The sequence below is a fragment of the Corynebacterium sp. Marseille-P8863 genome, from assembly GCF_946902955.1.
Classification (GTDB): Bacteria; Actinomycetota; Actinomycetes; order Mycobacteriales; family Mycobacteriaceae; genus Corynebacterium; species Corynebacterium gottingense.
On sequence record NZ_CAMPQC010000009.1, the window covers coordinates 63846 to 85726 of the forward strand.

General features: G+C 64.5%; 18 protein-coding genes and 1 riboswitch. Of the genes, 11 read left to right on the plus strand and 7 right to left on the minus strand.

Translation table 11 applies throughout. From position 1 onward, the window contains the following. Positions 1-121: 121 nt before the first annotated feature. A complete protein-coding gene (gene sucB, locus OVO38_RS08165; RefSeq protein WP_267208204.1) occupies positions 122-2224 on the minus strand; it encodes a 2-oxoglutarate dehydrogenase, E2 component, dihydrolipoamide succinyltransferase in 2103 nt (700 codons plus the stop codon). A 160-nt stretch (positions 2225-2384) separates the two neighbouring features. On the opposite strand from sucB, the gene OVO38_RS08170 reads away from it, so the two are divergent. Further along, entirely contained in the window at positions 2385-2780 is a 396-nt protein-coding gene (locus OVO38_RS08170) for an oxidoreductase (protein ID WP_095534910.1), read from the plus strand. Positions 2781-2819: 39 nt separating this feature from the next. Here the strand turns inward: OVO38_RS08170 and OVO38_RS08175 are convergent, their stop codons facing one another. After that, entirely contained in the window at positions 2820-4301 is a 1482-nt protein-coding gene (locus OVO38_RS08175; RefSeq protein ID WP_267208205.1) for a leucyl aminopeptidase, read from the minus strand. 111 nt (positions 4302-4412) lie between these two features. Here OVO38_RS08175 and OVO38_RS08180 point away from each other — a divergent pair, with 111 nt between their 5' ends. Further along, complete coding sequence (locus OVO38_RS08180) at positions 4413-5519, plus strand: branched-chain amino acid aminotransferase (protein WP_267208206.1); 1107 nt, start codon at positions 4413-4415, stop codon at positions 5517-5519. Between the two features lie 15 nt (positions 5520-5534). Here the strand turns inward: OVO38_RS08180 and OVO38_RS08185 are convergent, their stop codons facing one another. Both OVO38_RS08185 and OVO38_RS08190 read right to left on the minus strand, forming a co-directional pair. After that, the gene (locus tag OVO38_RS08185) at positions 5535-6554 is read right to left on the minus strand and encodes a nicotinate-nucleotide--dimethylbenzimidazole phosphoribosyltransferase (RefSeq protein ID WP_267208207.1); all 1020 of its coding nucleotides are present in this window, start codon (positions 6552-6554) and stop codon (positions 5535-5537) included. Between the two features lie 3 nt (positions 6555-6557). After that, positions 6558-7304 (minus strand): DUF3043 domain-containing protein, encoded by a 747-nt coding sequence (locus OVO38_RS08190; RefSeq protein WP_267208208.1) that lies wholly within the window; start codon positions 7302-7304, stop codon positions 6558-6560. 166 nt (positions 7305-7470) lie between these two features. Between OVO38_RS08190 and OVO38_RS08195 the strand changes: the two genes are divergently transcribed. After that, positions 7471-7815, plus strand: a complete 345-nt coding sequence (locus OVO38_RS08195; protein WP_122085595.1) for a HesB/IscA family protein — start codon at positions 7471-7473, stop codon at positions 7813-7815. Positions 7816-7887: 72 nt separating this feature from the next. Here OVO38_RS08195 and OVO38_RS08200 read toward each other — a convergent pair whose 3' ends face one another. Continuing rightward, on the minus strand, positions 7888-8898 hold the full coding sequence (locus OVO38_RS08200; RefSeq protein WP_267208209.1) for a S41 family peptidase: 1011 nt from the start codon (positions 8896-8898) through the stop codon (positions 7888-7890). Between the two features lie 580 nt (positions 8899-9478). Continuing rightward, on the minus strand, positions 9479-11416 hold the full coding sequence (gene asnB, locus OVO38_RS08205) for an asparagine synthase (glutamine-hydrolyzing) (protein ID WP_267208210.1): 1938 nt from the start codon (positions 11414-11416) through the stop codon (positions 9479-9481). A 419-nt stretch (positions 11417-11835) separates the two neighbouring features. Between asnB and OVO38_RS08210 the strand changes: the two genes are divergently transcribed. The 6 genes from OVO38_RS08210 to OVO38_RS08235 all read left to right on the plus strand — a co-directional run bounded on the left by OVO38_RS08210 (position 11836) and on the right by OVO38_RS08235 (position 18167). After that, positions 11836-12927 (plus strand): cytochrome c oxidase subunit II, encoded by a 1092-nt coding sequence (locus OVO38_RS08210; RefSeq protein ID WP_095534902.1) that lies wholly within the window; start codon positions 11836-11838, stop codon positions 12925-12927. 20 nt (positions 12928-12947) lie between these two features. Continuing rightward, complete coding sequence (locus tag OVO38_RS08215; RefSeq protein ID WP_095278124.1) at positions 12948-13379, plus strand: cytochrome c oxidase subunit 4; 432 nt, start codon at positions 12948-12950, stop codon at positions 13377-13379. A gap of 428 nt (positions 13380-13807) precedes the next feature. After that, the gene (locus OVO38_RS08220) at positions 13808-14428 is read left to right on the plus strand and encodes a cytochrome c oxidase subunit 3 (RefSeq protein WP_173783230.1); all 621 of its coding nucleotides are present in this window, start codon (positions 13808-13810) and stop codon (positions 14426-14428) included. Between the two features lie 42 nt (positions 14429-14470). Beyond that, positions 14471-15319: a cytochrome c gene (locus OVO38_RS08225; RefSeq protein WP_095547267.1), complete on the plus strand. Its 849-nt coding sequence runs from the start codon at positions 14471-14473 to the stop codon at positions 15317-15319. Then, the gene (locus OVO38_RS08230) at positions 15316-16536 is read left to right on the plus strand and encodes a ubiquinol-cytochrome c reductase iron-sulfur subunit (RefSeq protein WP_095547266.1); all 1221 of its coding nucleotides are present in this window, start codon (positions 15316-15318) and stop codon (positions 16534-16536) included. The genes OVO38_RS08225 and OVO38_RS08230 overlap by 4 nt, the downstream gene beginning before the upstream one ends. Further along, the gene (locus OVO38_RS08235) at positions 16536-18167 is read left to right on the plus strand and encodes a cytochrome b (RefSeq protein WP_095553903.1); all 1632 of its coding nucleotides are present in this window, start codon (positions 16536-16538) and stop codon (positions 18165-18167) included. The genes OVO38_RS08230 and OVO38_RS08235 overlap by 1 nt, the downstream gene beginning before the upstream one ends. A gap of 74 nt (positions 18168-18241) precedes the next feature. On the opposite strand, the gene OVO38_RS08240 is transcribed toward OVO38_RS08235, so the two are convergent. Then, positions 18242-19315 carry a zinc-dependent alcohol dehydrogenase family protein gene (locus tag OVO38_RS08240; protein WP_095553904.1) on the minus strand — a complete coding sequence of 358 codons (1074 nt, stop codon included), beginning with the start codon at positions 19313-19315 and terminating at the stop codon, positions 18242-18244. A 384-nt stretch (positions 19316-19699) separates the two neighbouring features. Then, positions 19700-19860, plus strand: a riboswitch (cyclic di-AMP (ydaO/yuaA leader). 13 nt (positions 19861-19873) lie between these two features. Between OVO38_RS08240 and OVO38_RS08245 the strand changes: the two genes are divergently transcribed. Both OVO38_RS08245 and OVO38_RS08250 read left to right on the plus strand, forming a co-directional pair. Further along, entirely contained in the window at positions 19874-20629 is a 756-nt protein-coding gene (locus OVO38_RS08245) for a C40 family peptidase (protein ID WP_095546948.1), read from the plus strand. A gap of 198 nt (positions 20630-20827) precedes the next feature. Continuing rightward, on the plus strand, positions 20828-21874 hold the full coding sequence (locus tag OVO38_RS08250) for a C40 family peptidase (protein WP_233126995.1): 1047 nt from the start codon (positions 20828-20830) through the stop codon (positions 21872-21874). Positions 21875-21881 lie beyond the last annotated feature (7 nt).

Here is a 21881-nt window from a genome sequence, read left to right on the forward strand (position 1 = left end):
CCTTAGGTGACTCGAACTGTGGGGGAGTCCCAGAACGCACACAGCGGCCCGGCCCCGTTCGTGGGGGACCGGGCCGCTGTGTGGCTGTGCCGTTGATCCAGCGCCGGATCAGTCGGCGAAATTACAGGGCGAGGTCTGCTTCGAAGTCGCCGACCTCGATGCGGTCCTTGATCGTGGTGATGAAGCGACCTGCGTCTGCGCCGTCGACCAGCTGGTGGTCGTAGCTGAACGGCAGGTAGCACATCTGGCGGATCGCGATGGAGTCGATGCCGTCCTCGGTGACAATGACCGGGCGCTTCTCAATCGTCGCCGTGCCCAGGATGCCCGCCTGCGGCGGGGTGAGGATCGGGGTGTCCAGCATGGCGCCCTCGGAGCCGATGTTGGTCACCGTGAAGGTAGCGCCGGTCAGGTCGTCCGGGCGCAGCTTCTTGTTGCGGGCGCGCTCGGCGAGGTCCTTGATGGCCTTGGCGATCTCGGCCAGGTCCATGTCCTGCGCCTTCTTGATCACCGGCACGAGCAGGCCCTGCGGGGTGTCCACAGCAATGCCGATGTTGACGTCGGAGTGGTAGGTGATCTCCTTGGTCTCCGCGTTGTAGGACGCGTTGACGTTCGGGTGGGAGACCAGCGCCTCGGCCGTCGCCTTGATGAAGAAGGCGAGGTAGGTGATGTTCGTGCCGTGCTTCTCCACGAAGGCCGGCTTGACCTTCTTGCGCAGCTCTGCGACGCGGGTGACGTCGACCTCCTGCACGTGGGTGAGCTGGGCGGTGGTCTGCAGGGACTCGACCATCTTCGCAGCGGTGATCTCGCGGATGCGGTTGACCTTCTGCGTGGTGCCGATGAGCTTCTGCTTCTCCGGGTCCACGGACTTGGTGGACCAGTTTGCGCGAGCGCCCTTGGCGGCCGGCTTCTCGGCTGCGCCCTTGTCAGTTGCGGAAGCGCCCTTGTCAGCTGCGGACTCGCCGTTGGCGGCAGCAAGCACGTCCTGCTTGCGGATGCGGCCGCCAACGCCGGTGCCCTCAACGGTGCTGAGGTCAACGCCGTGCTTGTCGGCCAGCTTGCGCACCAGCGGGGTGACGTACGGAACGTCGCCACCGCGGTCTGCCAGCTTCTCGGAAGCGCCCGCCTTCGGGGCCTCCTTCTTGGGTGCCTCCTGCTTCGGGGCAGCCTTCGGAGCTTCCTGCTTCGGCTCCTCTGCCTTGGCCGGAGCCTCTTCCTCAGCCTCGTCGGCTGCGTCGTCCGCGCCAGCGGCAGCGGCGTCTGCGTCGCCGACAACGGCGATGGCGCCGCCGACCTCGACGGTGTCGTCCTCTTCAGCCAGGATCTCCAGCAGGGTGCCGGCGACCGGGGACGGGATTTCGGTGTCGACCTTGTCGGTGGAGACCTCGAGCAGCGGCTCGTCGACCTCGACCTCGTCGCCAATCTCCTTGAGCCAGGTGGTGATGGTGCCCTCGGTGACGGATTCGCCGAGCTCCGGCATCTCAATCTTGGTGCCAGCGCCCGAGCCGGAGGACTTCTTCTCCTGCTTCGGAGCTTCCTGCTTCGGTTCCTCTGCCTTGGCCGGAGCCTCTTCCTCAGCCTCGGTCTCGTCGGCTGCGTCGTCCGCGCCAGCGGCAGCGGCGTCCGCGTCGCCGATGCGGGCGATGACCTCGCCGACCTCGACGGTGTCGTCCTCATCGGCCAGGACCTCAACCAGGGTGCCGGCGACCGGGGACGGGATTTCGGTGTCGACCTTGTCGGTGGAGACCTCGAGCAGCGGCTCGTCGACCTCGACCTCGTCGCCGACCTCCTTGAGCCAGGTGGTGATGGTGCCCTCGGTGACGGACTCGCCGAGCTCAGGCATCTCGACGTCGGTCGCGGAGCCGGACGCCTTCGGTGCGGACTTGGCTTCCTGCTTCTCAGCCGGCTTTTCCTCTGCGGCCTCGTCCTGCGCCTCGTCCTTTTCCTCAGCCTTGTCGGCGGAGTCGGCGGAGCCAGCGGCTTCCTCGCCCTCCTCGCCGATGATGGCGATGACCTCGCCGACCTCGACGGTGTCGTCTTCCTCAGCCTTGACCTCAATGAGGACGCCGGCGACAGGGGACGGTATTTCGGTGTCGACCTTATCGGTGGAGACCTCGAGCAGAGGCTCGTCTACCTCGACGGTATCGCCGACTTCCTTCAGCCACGTGGTGATCGTGCCTTCGGTGACAGACTCGCCCAGCTCGGGCATCTCTACAGAGTGCGCCATGTTTTCTCAGTCTCCTCGTAGTTCAAGGTTGTAACGGAAGCTATACAGAAAACAGGCTACCCGTATTCTCCCGTATTCGTCGCGTTTGGGGGCACCATCGGTGGGGCCTCAGCCGGGCGGCATCGCCTCGCCCGTGCGCCGGTTCCGTAAGATAAGGCGCGTGTTTAACCTTTTCGGCAAACGGAAACAGTCCTCCAGTTTCAAACCCCCGCGCGCGCCAGGCGGAACGATTCGCCCGGACGACGCCGAGTACCTGAAGCAGTGGGTGCGTGGCCGCAAGTTTGTCGAGGGCTACATTGAGCCGGAGACCATGGTCAATGAGATGTCGGTCGTGCTCGTCGATGAGCTGGGCAACTACACCCGTCGCCGCATCGGCGGGCCGAAAGGCATCGACCAGGTGGCCACGCTGCTAAGCATCTCGCTCTACGACGTCGAAGAGACCGGGTATCCCGACCGCATGCGTAAGAAGATGGAGCAGGAGCGCATTCTGCGCAAGCGCGAGGAGCAGCGGCAGCGCCGCGCCAAGTTCGAGCGCGGCGAGGACCCCTACAGCTAGGGGCTCATCGCTTATCGACGCTAACGCCCCCGGCCACACCTACTCACCCGCAAGCTGCGTGAGCGTCTCCACAATGGTGCGAACCGGCGCGCCGGTTGCCCTCTTTGGGGTGTAGCCGAATGGCGAGTCGGTGTTGAAGGCCGGGCCCGCGACGTCGATATGCGCCCACTGCGTGCCGTTGTCCTCCCCGGAGAACTTGGAGAGGTACAGGCCGGCGAACAGCATGCCGCCGGTGCGCGCGTTGTGGGTGTTGCGGATGTCCGCGATCGGGGACTTCAGCTGCGCCTCCTGCTCCTCGAGCAGCGGCATGGACCAGGCAGGCTCGCCGACGGCGCGGCCGTTCTCCGCGATGCGGTCGCGCAGCTCCTCCGTGCCCATCACACCGGCGGTGCGGGTACCGAGCGCCACCATCTGCGCGCCGGTGAGCGTGGCTGTCTCGATGAGGTAGGTGGGCTTGTCCTCCGCTGCGCGCGCCATAGCGTCGGCCAGCACCAGGCGGCCCTCCGCGTCGGTGTTGAGGATCTCCGAGGTCAGCCTGCCGTAGTGGGTGATCACGTCGCCCGGCCGGGTGGCGGAGCCGGACGGCATGTTCTCGGCGAGGGGTAGCCAGGCGTCGATAGGCATGGCCAGCTCGAGGCGTGCCGCGGCGACGATGGACGCCAGCTGGGCCGCGGAGCCGCCCATATCGCTGATCATGTCCTCCATGTGCGCGCCCGGCTTCAGGGAGATACCGCCGGTATCAAAGGTGATGCCCTTGCCCACCAACGCGGCGCTTGCCACCTCGCCGTCCTGTGCGGTTGACGGAGCCCAGGACAGGTGCACCAGGCGCGGCGGGCGGGCCGAGCCCTTGCCCACAGCGGTGATGCCGCCGAAGCCGTGGTCCTCCAGGTACTGCTCATCAAAGACCTCGACGCTCAGCCCGACCTGCTCGCCGACCTCGCGCATGATCTCGGCGTACGCCTCGGGGTAGAGGTAGTTTGCCGGCGTGTTGACCAGGTCGCGCGCCAGGTTGACGGACTCCGCGATGATGCGCGCGCGGTCGAACGCTGCTCGCTCCTCGTCGCCCGCAACGACCGTCACCGCGACCGGGGCGGGGGCGTCCTCCTCCGCGGACTTCAAGCCCTGGTAGGAGTAGGAGCCCAGCAGCAGGCCTTCCACTATCGGGCCCATGCCAAACTCCGTGCTCACCGCGACCTCCTCGATGCCGGAGAGGCTGCGCGCCGCCGTGCCGACGCCGCGACGCACGGACTCCTCGTCAACCTCGTCGGCAGGGCCCAAGCCGTAAGCGATAAACAGGGTGCCGTCGACCACGACGCGGTGCAGCTCGCCGGCCGCGCCCTTTGCGCCCACCTTCGCCAGGGCGTCGAGGACGCCGTCCGCAGTCAGCGCGGTCACGGGCAGCTCGACGCCGTCCTGGCCCGCAGCGACCGGGATCAGGCGCGCGGCCTGCAACGGGGCGGAATCCGCCAACGTCAGCGCCGCGGTGGTGCCGCGGGCGGGGAGTGCGCAAGTGAAAGTCATGTTGGGTTACCTTTCGATCAGGGAATCGTCGATAAGCTTTGCTGAATAAATTCCAGCCCTATTCAGCGTACTCGGGCTCCGGCGGGGTACCGCCCGAGTAGGGTGGGGCGCATGACAACGCTAGACTTCTCCATTTCGCAACACCCGAACCCCGCAACCGACGCGGAGCGCGAAGCCATTTTGGCCGACCCGGCGTTTGGGCAAGAGTTCACCGACCACATGGTCTCCATCGAGTGGACCGAGGACAAGGGCTGGCACGACGCGCAGGTGCGCCCGTACGGGCCCGTCTCCCTGGACCCCGCGACCAACGTCTTCCACTACGGGCAGGCCATTTTTGAGGGCCTGAAGGCGTACCGCCACGCCGACGGCTCCATCAGCACCTTCCGGCCAGAGCAGAACGCGAAGCGTATGCAGCACTCCGCCCATCGTCTGGCCATGCCGGAGCTGCCGGAGGAGTTGTTTATCGAGTCGCTGCGCCAGCTGGTGAGCATCGATAAGGCGTGGGTGCCCGAGGCGGGCGGCGAGGCCGCGCTGTACCTGCGGCCCTTCATGATCGGCACCGAGAAGACCCTGGGCGTCAAGCCCTCCCATTCGTACACGTTCTACGTCATTGCGTCGCCCGCGGGCGCGTACTTCTCCGGCGGCGTGAAGCCGGTCTCCGTGTGGGTGTCTAAGGAGTACGTCCGCGCCGCGCCGGGCGGCACTGGCGACGCAAAGTTCGCCGGCAACTACGCGGGCTCGCTGCTCGCGCAGGCGGAGGCCCAGGAGAAGGGCTGCGACCAGGTGGTCTGGCTCGACGCCATCGAGCGCAAGTACATCGAGGAGATGGGCGGCATGAACCTCATGTTCGTCGAGGGCTCCGGGGACGACGCCACACTGGTCACCCCGGCGCTGTCCGGTTCGCTGCTCGCCGGCATCACCCGCAAGTCGCTGCTCCAGGTCGCGGAAGACGCCGGCTTGGGCACTGAGGAGCGCAAGATCGCCGTGGAACAGTGGCGCGAGGGAGTGGAAAACGGCACGATCACGGAGACGCTGGCGTGCGGCACCGCTGCGGTGCTCACCCCGGTGGGGCGCGTGCGTAGTGCGGACGGCGAGTTCACCATCAACAACAACGAGGCCGGCCCGATCACGATGTCGCTGCGCGAGCGCCTGCGGGGAATCCAGAACGGCAGCGTGGAGGACACCCACGGGTGGAACGTCACGCTGGTTGAGGCGTAGAGCGCCTCACCCGGCCTAGCGCGGCTCCGGCCGGCTCGTGGCACGCAGCTGCGTGAGCGCCTCGGCCGCCATCTCCGCGGCCATGTTGACCTGCGGCAGCGCGGTCAGCGCGCCCGCCGCCTGGCCCGTGGTCATGTCCAGGGCAAGCACCGGGGTCAGCTCGAGCGCCTGGAGGCAGCCGATGTGCGCCGGCTCTGGGCTTACCCCGCCGGCGATGCACCAGCGCTTCGTGCCGGGGGCGAGTCGCTCGGCTGCGTAGGCGGCGACGGAGGGGAGCGCGGCGTCGATAAGCACTGGCGTCCTGCGCGCCGCGGACTGGGCGACGAGGCCCACGAGGAAGGCCATGTCGGGGCCAGAGATCTCCGCGAGCACGCGCTCAACGTCGTCGGCGATGGTGCGGGCGCGGAACATTGCGTCGCGGATCGCGGCGACCTTGACCTTCCACACCTCGTCGTTGATCCCGGAGCCGCGGCCGATCGCCTTGACCGGCTCGGTGCGCGTGAGCGTGCCGTACACCGCGGCGGCAACCGTGGTATCGCCGACGCCCACGTTGCCGGGGATGATGAGGTCGGTGCCGGAATCCACCTCGTGGTCGGCCACCTCCATGCCCCGCGCGATGGCGGCGGCGCACTGCTGCGTGGTCATCGCGGGCTCCACGTCGATCGCACCGGTGACCTCGTCGAACTCGTCTACCACGCGCACCGACGCCCCCGCGGCGCGCGCCGCGATGTGCGCCGGACCCGCGCCGGCCTCAAGCTGTTCCAGCAGCGTCGCGCCTGCGTCCGGCTCCCACGCGGACACGCCGCGCTGGGCTACGCCGTGGCGAGCGGCAACGATGACCGCGCGCGGGTGGGCGAACGGCGCGGGCGTCGACGCCCCCTGCACCCCCGCGACCCACGCGCCGATGTCGGCCAACCGGCCCAGGTTCCGCCCCGGCACGGAGCGCGCGAGGAGGCGCGACACGTTCCGCGCGCGGCCGAGATCGGGGGATTGCACGGGCGCGAAGTCGACGCCGGCCAGATGGGGCTCGGTCATGCCTTAGACCTTCTCGCCGATGCTCACCTGCGGTTTGGGCGAGCGCCAGTTGCGCGGCTGCGACGCGCGAGAGAACGCGTACATACCCAGGCCGAAGCCAGTCTCGGTGGTGCCCGGGAACTTGGCGCGCACCGCGTTGTTCACGCGCTTGCCAATCACGAAGGCCTCGATGAAGATGGCCAGGATAAACAGCATGGTCAGCCCGGAGAGCACCGCGGACACCTCGGGCAGCCACGTGCCAATGAACAGGACCACCACGAGCACAAGCGCGACCGGCATCACGTAGTTGTTGAAGAAGCGGCGCGCGTCGACCCAGTCGCGCGCGTAGCGGCGCACCTCGCCCTTGTCGCGGTCCATGAGGTAGCGCTCGTCGCCAGCGTCGATGCGCGCCTGAATCTCCTTGTTCGCGCGGCGGTTCTCCGCGCGCTGCTCCTTCTTGTAGGCCTTCCACTCCTCCTTCGACATGGAGGCCTTGAGCTCCTTGTTCTTCTGCGCGCGCTGCGCCTGCGTCATGTTGTCGGGGTCGCGCAAGACGCCGCGCTTGACCTCCTGGTCGTGGCGCTTCGGGGTCGGCCGCCCCTTCGGCGGCGTGTAGCCCTTCGGGTACTTGGGCTCGTCGTGTGCATCGCTTATCGACGCCCCCTCGTCCCCACCGGATGCCCCACCGATCTCCGCGGCGGAGATGGCGGTCGAGCCGCCCCCGGCCCGTTGCTCGGACTGTTGCTCAGATTTCTGCCATGGGAGTTTCACGCACTCTAGGCTACAAGGCGCCGCCCGGAAAGGAGCAATGCGCTGCCGGGAATAATCGCCCACGGCCCCGCGTTGCGAGGCGTGAGGAAACCCCACCGACCCCACCGATGCTGCGCGGGCAGTATGATGGGGCAAACTCCGGCCACATATATAAGGAGAGATTTCAATGACTGCACCTACCTCTGCAACTGGTGTGAACCTGACCGATGCCGCCGCCGCGAAGGCCAAGGCGCTGCTGGACCAGGAAGGCCGCACCGACCTGTCCCTGCGCATCGCCGTGCAGCCGGGTGGCTGCGCTGGTCTGCGCTACCAGCTGTACTTCGACGACCGCGACCTGGACGGCGACAAGGCCGACGAGGTCGGCGGTGTGCGCCTCGTGGTGGACAAGATGAGCGTGCCGTACCTCATGGGCGCCACCATCGACTTTGCAGACACGATCGAGCAGCAGGGCTTCACCATCGACAACCCGAACGCCGGTGGCTCCTGCGCTTGCGGCGACTCCTTCAACTAAGTCGCAACGCCTCCGATACCCCGTCCACTGCGCGAATCCTTTCCGCAGCGGACGGGGTATTTTTCTGGCCGGCTACGCCTCGCAACCGTGCTCGGCGTGCAGCCACGCCTTCGCCTCGTCGAGCGCCGCATCACCGGAGTCCGTAGGAGTGTCCGGCGCGACCGGATCCTCGGAAAACTCCTCGCCCGTGCGGGCCTTGTCCTTTGCGACGGTAAGCATCAGCTCGCTGCCGTCGGGGAAGTCATACACCATGTTGGCCGAGGCAAAGCCGGCGGTCGGCGTGCCGAACGAGCGTGAGTCGTCCAAGCCGCGGAAAGCGAGCATGGTCGCTTCGCCGGAGGAGGCAGTGGTGGCGTCGACAAGCACTGCGGTGGGCGCCTCCCACTTACCGCCTGCAGTTTCCAGCGGGGTGCCGCCGCCGCTGACCGCGTTGCCGTCGACCGTGACCTGGGACGTGTTGGCGCGGCTGACAAACTCGAGCGCAGTGCCGTCGGGCAGGAGCGGGGACAGGCCGGCGATCATGGGGCCCATGTCGCCGCCATCGTTGCCCCGAAGGTCGACGATCGCGCCGCACGCCCCGCCGTCCCGGGCCTCGATCAGTCCACTGGTGAGGGTGTCCGCGTACTGCTGGATTTCATCGTTCCGGCCGATGCCCGGCACAGTTGCGACCGCGACGTTTCCCACCGTTGTCACTCCGACCTGGGCAGTAGGGCTGTCTTCTTCGGCGTCTGGCTGCTGGGTTTCCGCCGGAATGAGCCTGGAGTGCTTGCCACCGGCGGCGTGGACGGCCTGGTCGAGCACGTCCTGTAGCTCGGCCTGGTGTTCTGCGTCCTTCGCAGCCTCCTCTGCCTTGGTTCGAGCGGCGGCGAACTCCTCCGAGTCTGCGTAAAACCCCATGGACTCAGACAGGTCGAGCACCGTGCGGGCGTAGCGCTGCGGAGAATCTTTGCCCAGGAACTTTGCCTGGCCGGTCATCTGCGCGGAAAGTGTCGGCCCCCAGACGTAGCAGGCGGCCGCAAGGGCCAGGCCGATGGCGACTACGACGCCGCCGAGGACGAGAAGAATTTTCTTTGCTGTACTCATGGTGTCCATTCCACCGTGGCGGCGGGGCTCGGACAATGGTGGCAACCGGAGTCTTTGGGTAGAGCTAGCGCTACCCCTTGAGCTCGCGCAGCTACTTCGCCGGCGGCTGGTGCTGCCTGGCGCAAATGGAGCTAGCTCCATCTGGACGGATGCTGCCTGCAAAACGCCTGGTCGGCTGGGGTCGCCCGGTGCAAATGGAGCTAACGCCATGTAGATAGCTGTGTCGGGGAAACGCCCGGTCGGCTGGTGCTGCCAGGTGCAAACGGAGCTAGCTCCATGTGGATAGGTGTGTCGGGGAATCGCCTGGTCGGCTGGGGCCGCCCGGTGCAAACGGAGCTAGCTCCATCTAGACGCACGTGGCCCGTAAAACGCCCGGCCGGCTGGTGCTGCCAGGTGCAAACGGAGCTAGCTCCATCTAGACGGACGCTGCCCGTAAAACGCCTGGTCGCGGACCCCGGCGCCGCCCAAAGGGAGCTAGCTCCATTTGCCCCGTGTGCACCCAGCCCCCTTTGCGCACCCAGCCCCGGCGTGCCCCCCGGATCCGCCAGCCCACGCAGGACCCCCAAACGCGGCCGCCCGTTTACAGCTTGACCGGGTACTCCTTGTGCTCGATCTGCGGGTCGATACGGTGCTCGACGAAGATGCCGTGCCACACCATAAACGCGAGCACGGTCCACAGGCGGCGCGAGTGATCCGAGATGCCGTCGCGGTGCTCCTTGAGCATCTCCAGCACGGCCTTCTTGTCAAAGATGTGCTCGGTTTGCGATTCGTTGATCGTGTCCTGCGCCCAGCCGTACAGTTCTTCGCCGGCGAGCCAGTGGCGCATCGGCACCGGGAAGCCGAGCTTGCGGCGGTTGAGCACGTGCGCGGGCACGATCTGCTCCATGGCGCGTCGCAGTGCGTACTTGGTCGTCCCGTTCGCAATCTTCTGCTCATGCGGGATCGTCTGCGCCACCTCGAACACTTCCTTGTCCAGGAACGGTACGCGCAGCTCGAGCGAGTTGGCCATGTTCATCTTGTCCGCCTTCACCAGGATGTCGCCACGCATCCAGGTAAAGAGGTCAAGGTTCTGCATGCGCGCCACCGGGTCCATGCTTGTCGACGCCGCGTAAATCGGCGCCGTGACCTCGCGGTGGTCCCACTCGCGCTTCGCCCAGGGAAGCACCCGCTCCAGCTGCTGGAAGTTGAAGGACCGTGCGTTGCCGTAATAGCGGTCTTCCATCGGTGTGGTGCCGCGCTCGAGCAGGCTCTTGCCCTTCATGCCTTCCGGCAGGACTTGCCCGAGCCTGTTCAGCCCGCGCAGCAGGGGAGAGGGGAGCTTCTCAAACGGAGCGAGCGACAGCGGCTCCTTGTAGATGGTGTAGCCGCCGAACAGCTCGTCGGCGCCCTCGCCGGACAGCACGACCTTGACGTGCTTGCGCGCTTCCTGGGCCACGAAGAACAGGGGCACGAGCGACGGGTCGGCGACGGGGTCGTCGAGGTACCACATGATCCTCGGGATGGCGTCGGCGTACTCCTCGGGGGAGACGATCTTCACGATGTGCTCTACGCCGATGGCCTCGGCAGACTCGGCCGCCACGTCGACCTCCGAGTAGCCTTCGCGCTCAAAGCCGGTGGTGAAGGTGAGCAGGTCCGGGTTGTGGCGCTTTGCCAGCGCGGCGATTGCCGTGGAGTCGATACCGCCGGAGAGGAAGGAGCCGACGGTAACGTCGGCGCGCATGTGCTTCGCCACCGAGTCCTCAAGCGCCGCTGCGATGCGGTCGTAGAGGTCTTGCTCCTTGTCCTTGGTTACCGGAGTGGTGCGGAAATCGGGCTTGAAGTAACGCTCCGCGTGGACCTCGCCGCCCGGGGTCAGGGTGACGGTGCAGCCGGACTCTACGCGGCGAATTCCGGCGTGCAGCGTCTCTGGCTCAGGGACGTACTGCAGGTCCACGTAATGCTCGATGGCGCGACGGTCCAGGCCGTTGTCTTGACCGGAGAGGTCAAGGCCCAACTGCTCGGACATGTTCAGGATGGACTTCTTCTCGGAGGCGAAAACGGTACCGGCGTTGGTCGTGGCGTAGAACAGCGGCTTGATGCCAAACTGGTCGCGGGCGGCAAACATCGTCTTGGTCTCGGTATCCCAGATCACGATGCCGAACATGCCGCGCAGGTGCTTGACCACATCCTTGCCCCAGTGGTGGTAGCCCACCACAATCGGCTCGCCGTCGCCGGAAGTATTGAACGTGTACCCGGCGGCCTGGAGCTCTTCGCGCAGCTCAATGTAGTTGTAGATCTCACCGTTGAACGTCATGGCGTAGCGCTCGGGGTTCTCGGCCGGGCCCCAGCGCAGCGGCTGGTGGGAGTGCTCGAGATCAATGATGGCCAGGCGGTTGAAGCCGAACACTGCGTCGTCGTCGTGCCAGGTGCCGGCGGCGTCCGGGCCACGGTGGTACATGCACGGCAGCGCGTCGTCCACGGCGGGGACGAAGGCGCTGGCGTTGGATCCGGCGGTAAGCATTGCAAGCAGGCCACACATCGTAAGTTGAACCTTCTCCTTATATATACGGTGCGCCGCAAGCATCGGCGGGGGCGCGTCATGATGTGTTCCAGGATAAGGTTCCGAGGGCTGGAACGGCGAACCAGACGTGGCCGCGGTAGTTCAACCTTTAGCCCGTCCCCGATTGGGGGCCAACTTTCGGATGAACTTTTTGCCGAAAAACCCGGTTTTTGGGTGACGCAGACCACGCGCCGAGTGGGTGATGGGGAAAAGCCAAGGGTGGCGGGTGTGCGTCGAGAAGCGAAAGCTCGGCGCGTTGCGGCTCCAATCTGCAATTCCGTGCCTGCCCGCTGGATGAACTATTCTGACTGGGTAGGAATGGGTAGGAATGCTCTGGCATTTCTATGAACGTTCATCGTTTTCAACGAATTGAAGTGTGGACAGGAAGGCAGACACACGTGGAAAAGGAAACAAAGCGCAGCTTTGCCCGGAAGCTCGGTGTAGCAGGCTCGCTCCTGCTCGGTGGCTTCGCGCTCGCTGGCTGCAGCGTTGCTCCCCCGGAGGCCCTCGCTAACGTGCTGGACATGGGCTGGCCGGACCCGATTACGCCGGAGGGCACTGAGCTGTACAACTTCTGGGTGTGGGTCTGGGTTGCCGCCTGGATTGTCGGCATCATCATGTGGGGCCTGTTCCTCACCGCTGTGTTCAAGTGGAACCGCAAGGCCAAGGAAAAGAAGGGTGAGGGCGAGTTCCCGAAGCAGCTGCAGTACAACGTCCCGCTGGAGCTTGCGCTGACCATCGTGCCGATCGTCATCGTCATGGTCCTGTTCTTCTTCACCGTGCAGTCGCAGACCAAGGTCACCGCGCTGGACAAGGATCCGAAGGTGACCGTGGACGTCACCGCGTTCCAGTGGAACTGGAAGTTCGGCTACGCCGAGCTTGACGGCGAGTTCACCAACAATGGCCAGAAGTACGAGGGCGTGGACAAGGAGCGCCAGGCGCTCGCCGAGGAGACCAAGCACGATCCGGAAGACATGCCGAACGCGAACCCGATTCACGGCATGTCCCAGGGTGACCAGTCGTACCTGAACTTCAACAAGATCGAGACCATCGGTTCCACCGAGGAAATTCCGGTGCTGGTCCTGCCGACCGACACGCCGATCGAGTTCCGTCTCGCATCCGGCGACGTCTCCCACGCGTTCTGGATTCCGGAGTTCCTGTTCAAGCGCGACGTCTACGCGCACCCGGAGGCGAACCAGCAGCAGCGCAGCTTCCAGATCGAGCGCATTGAGAAGGAAGGCGCATTCGTCGGCCGCTGTGCTGAGATGTGCGGTACCTACCACTCGATGATGAACTTCGAGCTCCGCGCCGTCTCGCCGGAGAAGTTCAAGGACTACATGGAGTTCCGCGAAGCGAACCCGGAGGCGCCGAACTCGGACGCGCTGAAGGCTATCGGCGAGGAGCCGTTCGCAACGACCACCCACCCGTTTGTCACTGACCGCACCGCAACCCGCGACGGCGATAACGCCGTTGTCGCTGCCAACAACTAAGAAAGAGGAAGTGTAGAACTATGGGTCCTGGCGCAAAAGTTTTCTACGCAATTGGCACCTTCTTGGGTCTGATGGCGGTGATCTACATCTTCGCCACGAGCTGGATTGGTGAAGATGCTTACCTGTTCGGCCTCGAGTGGGTCGGCGGCGTTGCCCTCGTTCTGGCAACCGCCCTGTGCTTCATGATGGGTGTGTACCTCGACTTCACCGAGCGACGCATGGACGTCGTCCCCGAGGACTGGGAAGAGGCGGAGATCGAAGACGGCGCTGGCGTGCTCGGCTTCTTCTCCCCGCACTCCATTTGGCCGTTCGCAATGTCCGGCGCGGTGCTCTTCCTCGGCTTGGGTATCGCCTTCTACCAGCTGTGGCTGATCGCCTTCGGTGCAGTGTTCCTCATCTGGACCACCACCCAGCTCAACCTGCAGTACGGCATCCCGCGCGAGAAGCACTAACTGCTCCGCCCCGCTGCCTTCGCGGGTCCGCAAGCCTCGGCACTTCGGTGCCGGGGCTTTTCGCTTTTCGACGCCCACCCGCCCAGGGGTCAACCGAAAGTAGGTCCGCGCGCCAAATCCCCTGGGAGAAAATGTGAGAAGTGACACATTCGGGAACTTGGGGAACCAGCAGTGCGACCGTGAATCCGTCGGTCGGGGAGGGGCACGAGGTTGTGGAAATCGGTGCCCGGTGGCGGTCGCTTGTGTCGTGTTGGTGTGACCAGGGGCGATGCGCGTCGTAAAGCGCGGGCGAAAAGTTCCCGAGTTTTTCAAAAAGTTTTTCCGTAACCGTTGTTCGCGCTGAAACGGCAGGTTGGGGCATGCCTGTCAGAGAAAGTCCGGGGGTATTCGAGGTGACTTTAAGGCGGAAACGCGCCATAATCACATGCGTGACGACCGCAATTACTAATCAAGGTATGGCGACACCGCAGAATCGTGTCCCAGTGCTGAACCGACCCAACATGGTCAGCGTTGGCACGATGGCGTTCCTCGCCCAAGAGTTGATGTTCTTTGCCGGCTTGTTCGCGATGTACTTCACGTCGCGCGCAAACGGCCTGGCCGCCGGAGACTGGGCGCACCAGACGGAAAACCTGAACGTTATTTTTGGCCTCATCATTACTATCGTTCTGCTGGCTTCCTCGGTGACGTCCCAGGTGGGCGTATTTGCTGCAGAAAGGGGTGACGTATTCGGGCTTCGCAAGTGGTTCTCCGTAACCATTCTGCTCGGCGTGGTCTTCCTGGGCCTCGTCGCGTTTGAGTGGACTGAGATGGTGCACGAGGGCGTGACGCCGCAGGCAAGCGTCTACGGCTCGGTGTTCTACATCATCACCGGATTCCACATGGCGCACGTGACCGCGGGCATCCTCGCGTTTATCGTGGTGCTGCTCCGCGTTTCCAAGTCGAAGTTCACCCCGGCGCAGGCTACGGCCGCAATGGTGACCTCCTACTACTGGCACTTCGTGGACGTCGTGTGGATCGGCGTGTTCACCACGATCTACCTCGTCCAGTAGCCGGCCTAGTAACCGTTTGAATAGTCGCTAAAAGGAAACAAGATGGAAAACACACCAAAGAAGAAGCGCATTGGTCGCAAGACCAGGCGCACGGTCGCTGGTGCAGCCGCGCTCACGCTCGGCCTCTCCGGCGCCGGCCTCTTGGCATCCGCACTGGCCCCGAACGCTCAGGTTGCTAACGCCGAGCGAGACGAGCAGGCGATGATCCAAGAAGGCAAGGACATCTACGACGTCGCGTGTATCACCTGCCACGGCGCCAACCTGCAGGGCGTTGAGGACCGCGGCCCGTCCCTGATCGGTACCGGTGAAGGCGCCGTGTACTTCCAGGTCAACTCCGGCCGTATGCCGATGATGTCCAACGACGCGCAGGCTGAGCGCAAGCGTCCGCGCTACACCGAGTCCCAGGCACTCGCCCTCGCTGCGTACGTCGCGGCGAACGGTGGCGGCCCCGAGCTCGTGTACGACAAGGACGGCAGCGTCGCCATGGAGTCGCTGCGCGGTAAGGACTACGACGGCAAGATTCAGGCCGCCGACGTTGCCCGCGGTTCCGAGCTCTTCCGCCTGAACTGCGCGTCTTGCCACAACTTCACCGGCCGCGGCGGTTCGCTGTCGTCCGGTAAGTACGCACCGGCCCTGGATCCCGCCAACGAGCAGGAGATCTACCAGGCGATGCTCACCGGCCCGCAGAACATGCCGAAGTTCTCTGACCGTCAGCTCTCTGCTGATGAGAAGCGAGACATCATCGCCTACATCAAGTCGGCTAAGGAGACCCCGAGCCCCGGCGGCTACGCCCTGGGCGGCCTCGGCCCGGTTTCTGAGGGTATGGCTATGTGGATGATTGGCGTGACCTTGGTCGCCGCCGCTGCTATCTGGATTGGATCGCGTTCATGAGTGATGTAAAGAAGAACTACACAAACGAAGAGCTGGACCGCATGAGCAATGCGGAGCTGGCCGCGCTGGGCACCGAGCTTGACGACGTCACCGTTGCCTACCGCAAGGAGCGTTTCCCGGTCGAGGGCGACCCGCGCGAGAAGTCCGCAGCCGCAGGTATCAACGCCTGGCTGCTGGTTTCGGTCCTGTGCGGCATCGCGTTCCTCGGCGTCTACCTCTTCTGGCCCTGGGAGCCGAAGTTCCACGGCGACGAGGATCTGTGGGTCTACACCCTGTACACCCCGCTGTTGGGCCTGACCTCCGGTCTTGGCTTTGTCACGCTGGGCATTGCAATCATCCAGTACGTGAAGAAGTTCATCCCCGAGGAGATCTCGGTACAGCGCCGCCACGACGGCCGTTCCAGCGAGCTGGATCGCCGCACGACGACGGCGCTGCTGAACGACGCTTGGGAGACCTCGACCTTTGGCCGTCGTAAGGCCATGCAGGGCCTCCTTGGCGGCGCTGGCGTGCTGGCCGGTCTCATGGTCATCGCCCCGCTGGGCGGTCTGATCAAGAACCCGTGGCGCCCGCGCACCGAGCTCGGCTACATGGGCGACGGCACGCTGTGGACCCACGGTTGGACCATTCAGGACCAGGGCGTCAAGGTCTACCTCGGCCGCGACACCGGTGCAATCGCCGAGCTGCACGAGGGCGAAACCGGTTCGCACTACAGCACCGCCGGCGTCTCCCGCCTGGTGCGCATGCGCCCGGAGGACTTGGCTGCCGCGTCCATGGAGACTGTCTTCCCCCTCTACGAGGAGGACGTCAACGACGGCAAGGAGTACGACCCGAACCGCGACGTGTACGAGCACCACATGCACTCGCTGCACGGTCCGCGTAACTCCGTCATGCTGATTCGCCTGCGTTCGCAGGACGCACAGCGCGCCGTTGAGCGCGAAGGCCAGGAGGACTTCCACTACGGCGACTACTACGCATACTCGAAGATTTGCACGCACATCGGTTGCCCGACCTCGCTGTACGAGGCCCAGACGAACCGCATCCTGTGTCCGTGCCACCAGTCGCAGTTCGACGCACTGCACTACGGCAAGCCGGTCTTCGGCCCGGCCGCCCGTGCGCTGCCGCAGCTTCCTGTGACTGTTGACGAAGAAGGTTACCTCATCGCCAACGGCAACTTCATCGAGCCCGTCGGCCCGGCATTCTGGGAGCGTAAGTCCTAATGAGTACTAAACTTGCACAAGTCGCGGACAATGTTGATTCGCGGTACACAATCGCTGGGGTGCTTCGCCCCCAGCTGAACAAGGTCTTCCCGAGCCACTGGTCGTTCATGCTCGGCGAGATGGCCCTGTACAGCTTCATCATTCTGTTGTTGACCGGTGTCTACCTGGCGCTGTTCTTCGACCCGTCTATTACCAAGGTCATCTACGACGGCGCGTACCTCCCGCTTAACGGTGTGGAGATGTCGCGCGCATACGCAACTGCACTGAACATCTCGTTCGAGGTCCGCGGCGGCCTGTTCGTCCGCCAGATGCACCACTGGGCAGCGCTGATGTTCATGATGTCGATGTTCGCCCACATGATGCGCATCTTCTTCACCGGCGCGTTCCGTCGCCCGCGTGAGGCGAACTGGATCATCGGTGTCACCCTGGTGCTCCTGGGCATGATCGAGGGCTTCATGGGGTACTCCCTGCCGGACGACCTGCTCTCCGGCGTCGGTCTGCGCATTATGTCCGCCATCATCGTCGGTATTCCGATCATCGGTACCTGGATGCACTGGGCCATCTTCGGTGGCGACTTCCCGTCGGACCTCATGCTGGATCGCTTCTACATTCTGCACGTGCTGATCGTGCCGGGCATCATCCTCGCGCTGATCGCAGCTCACCTGCTGCTCGTCTGGTTCCAGAAGCACACCCAGTTCCCGGGCCCGGGCCGTACCGAGAACAACGTCATTGGTATCCGCATCATGCCGGTCTTCGCCGTCAAGGCAATCGGCTTCATGATGTTCGTCTTTGGCGTCCTCGCAGCGATGGCCGGTCTGACCACCATCAACAGCATCTGGATGCTTGGCCCCTACAACCCGTCGCAGGTCTCCGCAGGTTCGCAGCCTGACGTCTACATGCTCTGGACCGATGGTGCCGCCCGTGTCATGCCGGCATGGGAGCTTTACCTGGGTAACTACACGATCCCGGGTGCCTTCTGGGTCGCCCTGCTCTGTGGTCTGCTCGTGGTCCTGCTGATCACCTACCCCTTCATCGAGAAGAAGATCACCGGCGACGACGCGCACCACAACCTGCTGCAGCGTCCGCGCGACGTTCCAGTGCGCACCTCCATCGGTGTCATGGCGCTCGTGTTCTTCCTGCTGCTGACCATCTCCGGTGGTAACGACCACGTGGCCCACTTCTTCCAGATCTCGCTGAACGCGATGACCTGGTTCGGCCGCATCGGTCTGATCATCCTGCCGCCGCTGGCTTACTTCATCACCTACCGCCTGTGCATCGGCCTGCAGCGCTCCGACCGAGAGGTCCTGGAGCACGGCATCGAGACCGGCGTGATCAAGAAGCTGCCGAACGGCGCGTTCGTGGAGATCCACCAGCCGCTCGGTCCGGTGGACGAGCACGGCCACCCGGTCCCGCTCGAGTACGCCGGTGCCCCGGTTCCGAAGCAGCTCAACCAGCTTGGCTTCGCTGACTCCGAGACGGTTGGTACTTTCAAGTCCTCCGAGCTTGGTGTCACCGAGCGCGTTCGCGACGCGGAGGCGCAGAAGCACCACGAGGAGATCGAGACGTTGCGCAAGCTCGAAGAGACGAAGCACCTCTCCGACCGCAACGCCACCGACGAGCCGAGCCACTAGGCTGCGCCACAGTAATTCGCGGTCGCTGGAAGGCCCCTTTCCCAGAATGGGAAAGGGGCCTTCGTCGTGCGCTGCTACGCGTTGGCGATGATGACCTTCATCGCCTGGTGCTCCTCGGCGTGCGCGAACGTCTCCCACGCCTCATCCAGCTCTGTAAACGTGAAGTGGTGGGTGGCCAGCGAGTTGATCGGCAGGTCCGAGTTCTGGACCGCCTTGAGCAGCATGCCCGTTGTGTTCGCGTTCACGAGTCCGGTGGTGACGGTGAGGTTCTTGATCCACATCTTCTGCAGCTCAAAGTCGACCGGCTTTCCGTGCACACCGACGACGGCAATGTGGCCGCCCTCCTTGACGTTTTCGGCGCACGTTGCCCACGTAGCCGGCAGCCCGACCGCCTCGATGGCAGTGTCCACGCCGTAACCGTCCGTGATGGAAGCGACGTGGGCCGCGACGTCCTCCTTAGCCGGGTTCACCGTGTACGTCGCACCCATCTCCTTGGCCTTGGCCAAACGATTGTCGTCCATATCCACCACAGTGATTGATGCGGGGGAGTAGAACTGCGACGTGAGCAGCACGCCCATCCCTACCGGTCCCGCACCGACAATGAGCACGTCCTTGCCGGGCGCGACGGCACCATTTTGCACGCCGATCTCGTGGCCCGTGGGCAGCGCATCAGACAGGAAGACCGCTACCTCCTTGTCCAGTGTCTCCGGCAGGTGGTAGAGCGAGTTATCCGCGAACGGGGTGCGCACGTACTCCGCGAGCGTGCCGTCGATCATGTAGCCCAGGATCCAGGACCCGCCGTTGCGGCAGTGGCTGTACAGCTGCTTCTGGCAGTTCTCGCACGTGCCGCATCGCGATACGCAGGAGATGAGGACCTTGTCGCCCGGTTTGAAGTTCTTCACGGAGTCGCCGACGGCCTCGACCGTGCCGATACCTTCGTGTCCAAGGATGCGCCCGTTCCATTCGCCGGTGCGCTCGCGCTCGGTGGCCTCAATCTCCGGGTTCTTGCCGTGGAAGATGCCGAGGTCGGTGCCACAGATCGTCGTGGTGTCCACGCGGATGATGGCGTCGGTTGGCTCGAGAATCGTGGGTTTGGGGCGGTCTTCGATGCGCACGTCGTTCGCACCGTAATAGGTCAGTGCTTTCATTGGGCGATCCTTCCTGTAGGGGGTATCGGTATAGACCCAATTTTACGGCGAGGAGCATGCTTGCCGACGCCCTTCTGCCCCCGTTGCACCCGCCAAAATTGCCCCTGTGTCTAACGTCACAGTAGTTTCGTAAATGGCGCAGCGTACAGCTGTAGTCAATCAGTGGAATTTCCGCGCTGGTCGGTTTAGTGCAGGTCAATGGATAGAAATTGGGGAAAGAGCGGCGCGAATTGTGGGGGAGTGGTGGCGTCGATAAGCGGGCAAAAGCTGTGCAAAGATTCGATAACGGATTAGTAACACTCTCAGTGTTGGACAAACTTGTTGCCGTTTCGTAATCTGATCGAGACATTGCGACAACAGCCGTTGCTTGCAAGGTACGAAAACAGAACATATGAGCCGAATTCCGCGGACCGAGTGAGATGCACGAGCGATGTGGAACCGGGAAACCGCACTTTCCTACAAGGGCGGATGGCGTGCAGAGGTACGTCAGGGCGCATTCTCAGGGCCCAGCCCGACAGGCAACCCGGTAGGCGAAGAGAAGATATGGAGAAACTTACAATGGCTAAGCACCGTCGCCAGAACAATTCCGCAGTGCGCACCGTCGCAGCTGCCACGGCCGTCGTCGCAGGCGCGACTCTGATGGTCCCGACCCAGGCTTCCGCCGCTGAGGTCCGCGTCCCGAACACCCCGGTTGCTGCCCAGATCCCGGGCATTGAGAACATTCCGGGTGTCGCAAACATCCCGGGCATCGAGGCTTGGGTCCCGTCCCTGGCGGGCAAGGCCGATGGCGGCCAGTACCGTCAGGCCCTGTCCCAGGTGAAGACGCTGCCGGGTATCGCCAACGTCCCGGGCTTCAACCAGTTCATCGCCAACGTTGAGGCGCAGGTCCTGCCGGAGGCTCCGGCACCGGCCGTCGCTCAGCAGTACTCCGCTCCGGTGTCCGCGCCGGCGCCGGTGGTGCAGGAGAAGACCCAGGGTGAGCGCATCGTCGACATCGCCCGCACCAAGATTGGCTCGCCGTACGTCTACGGCGCAGCGGGCCCGAACGCGTTCGACTGCTCCGGCTTCACCTCCTGGGTCTACGCCCAGGCCGGTAAGTCCATCCCGCGCACCTCGCAGGCGCAGGCCTCCGCGGGTACCCCGGTCTCCCTGGACAACATCCAGCCGGGCGACATCGTCGTGTACTACAGCGGCGCCTCCCACGTTGCTATCTACGCTGGCAATGGCATGATCATCGACGCCCTCAACGACGGCGTCCCGGTCGGCGAGCGCCCGCTGAGCATGATGCCGGTCCACTCCGTGGTCCGCTTCTAACTCCCGGATTCGCGTGCTCGTTGCGCACCAACTTTCACACCCGTGTCAATCGTTGCTGATTGGCCGGGTGTGCTTTTGTTGGACGGCTGATCTGGCTATAGTAGTTACAGTTTTGTAAAGGCTTGCGGTCAGTTGGACCACGGCCGATATTGGTTTTCCGAGTGGCGTACTCGGCTTGAAAGCTCAAGGGGATTTGTCGTGGGCAAACACTCTCTCCACGCGCGCGGTGCGCGCCGTTCAGGACGTCGAGGCGCAATGGTCATCGCGGTCGGTGCGCTCTCTTCGGCGGCGGTCGCCGCGCTGCAGGTGCCGGCTGGTGCGGACAACGTTGATGAGTTGATCGACAGGCTCGAGGACGTCTCGCACCAAGCCACGGCAAAGTCGGAGGAGATCAAGGCCCTCGAGGACCAGGTCGCCGAGTCCGAACGCAAGATCGCGGAGGCGGACGAGAAGGCTGCCGCGGCGCGCACCGCCGCTGCGGAGGCCAACGGCGCAAAGGCGAGCTACCAGCGCAACGTCAACGACATTGCGCAGTCGAAGTACCGCAATTCGGAGTCGGAGGTGCTGCTCACTACGCTCGAGTCGGGCAGCCCGCAGGTGGCGATCGACCGAGCCGCATACCTCAACTCGCTGTCCCGCAACGCGCAGATGACCATTGATGGCTTGAACACCGCCAACGAAGAGGCAGCGTCGCGCGCCCGGAGCGCGAACATTGCGAAGGCGGAAGCGGAGTACAACCGCAACCAGCTCGCCGCGCAGCTGGACGCGCTCCACCGCGAGCGCGACGAGCTGGACGGCCAGATCCGTGACATCGAAGACCAGGTTGACAGTCTGAACGAGGAAGATCGCCAGCGCTGGATTGCCAAGGACGGACCGATCGACCTCGGTGCCAACGTGCCGGCCGCGGATTCTGGCGTGGTCGCCGCAGCGCTCGCGCAGATTGGCAAGCCCTACGGGTGGGGCGCGACCGGCCCGGACGCATTCGACTGCTCGGGCCTCATGGTGTGGGCCTACGGCCAGAACGGTAAGGGCATCCCGCGTACGTCGCAGGCCCAGCTAGCCGGCGGTACGCCCGTCTCTATGGACCAGCTGCAGCCGGGCGACATCATCGGCTACTACCCGGGCGTGACCCACGTGGCCATGTACATCGGCGACGGCATGGTGGTCCACGCGTCCGACTACGGCATCCCGGTCCAGGTGGTGCCGGTCAACTCCATGCCGGCCCAGGGCGCAGTGCGCTACTAACCGCGTA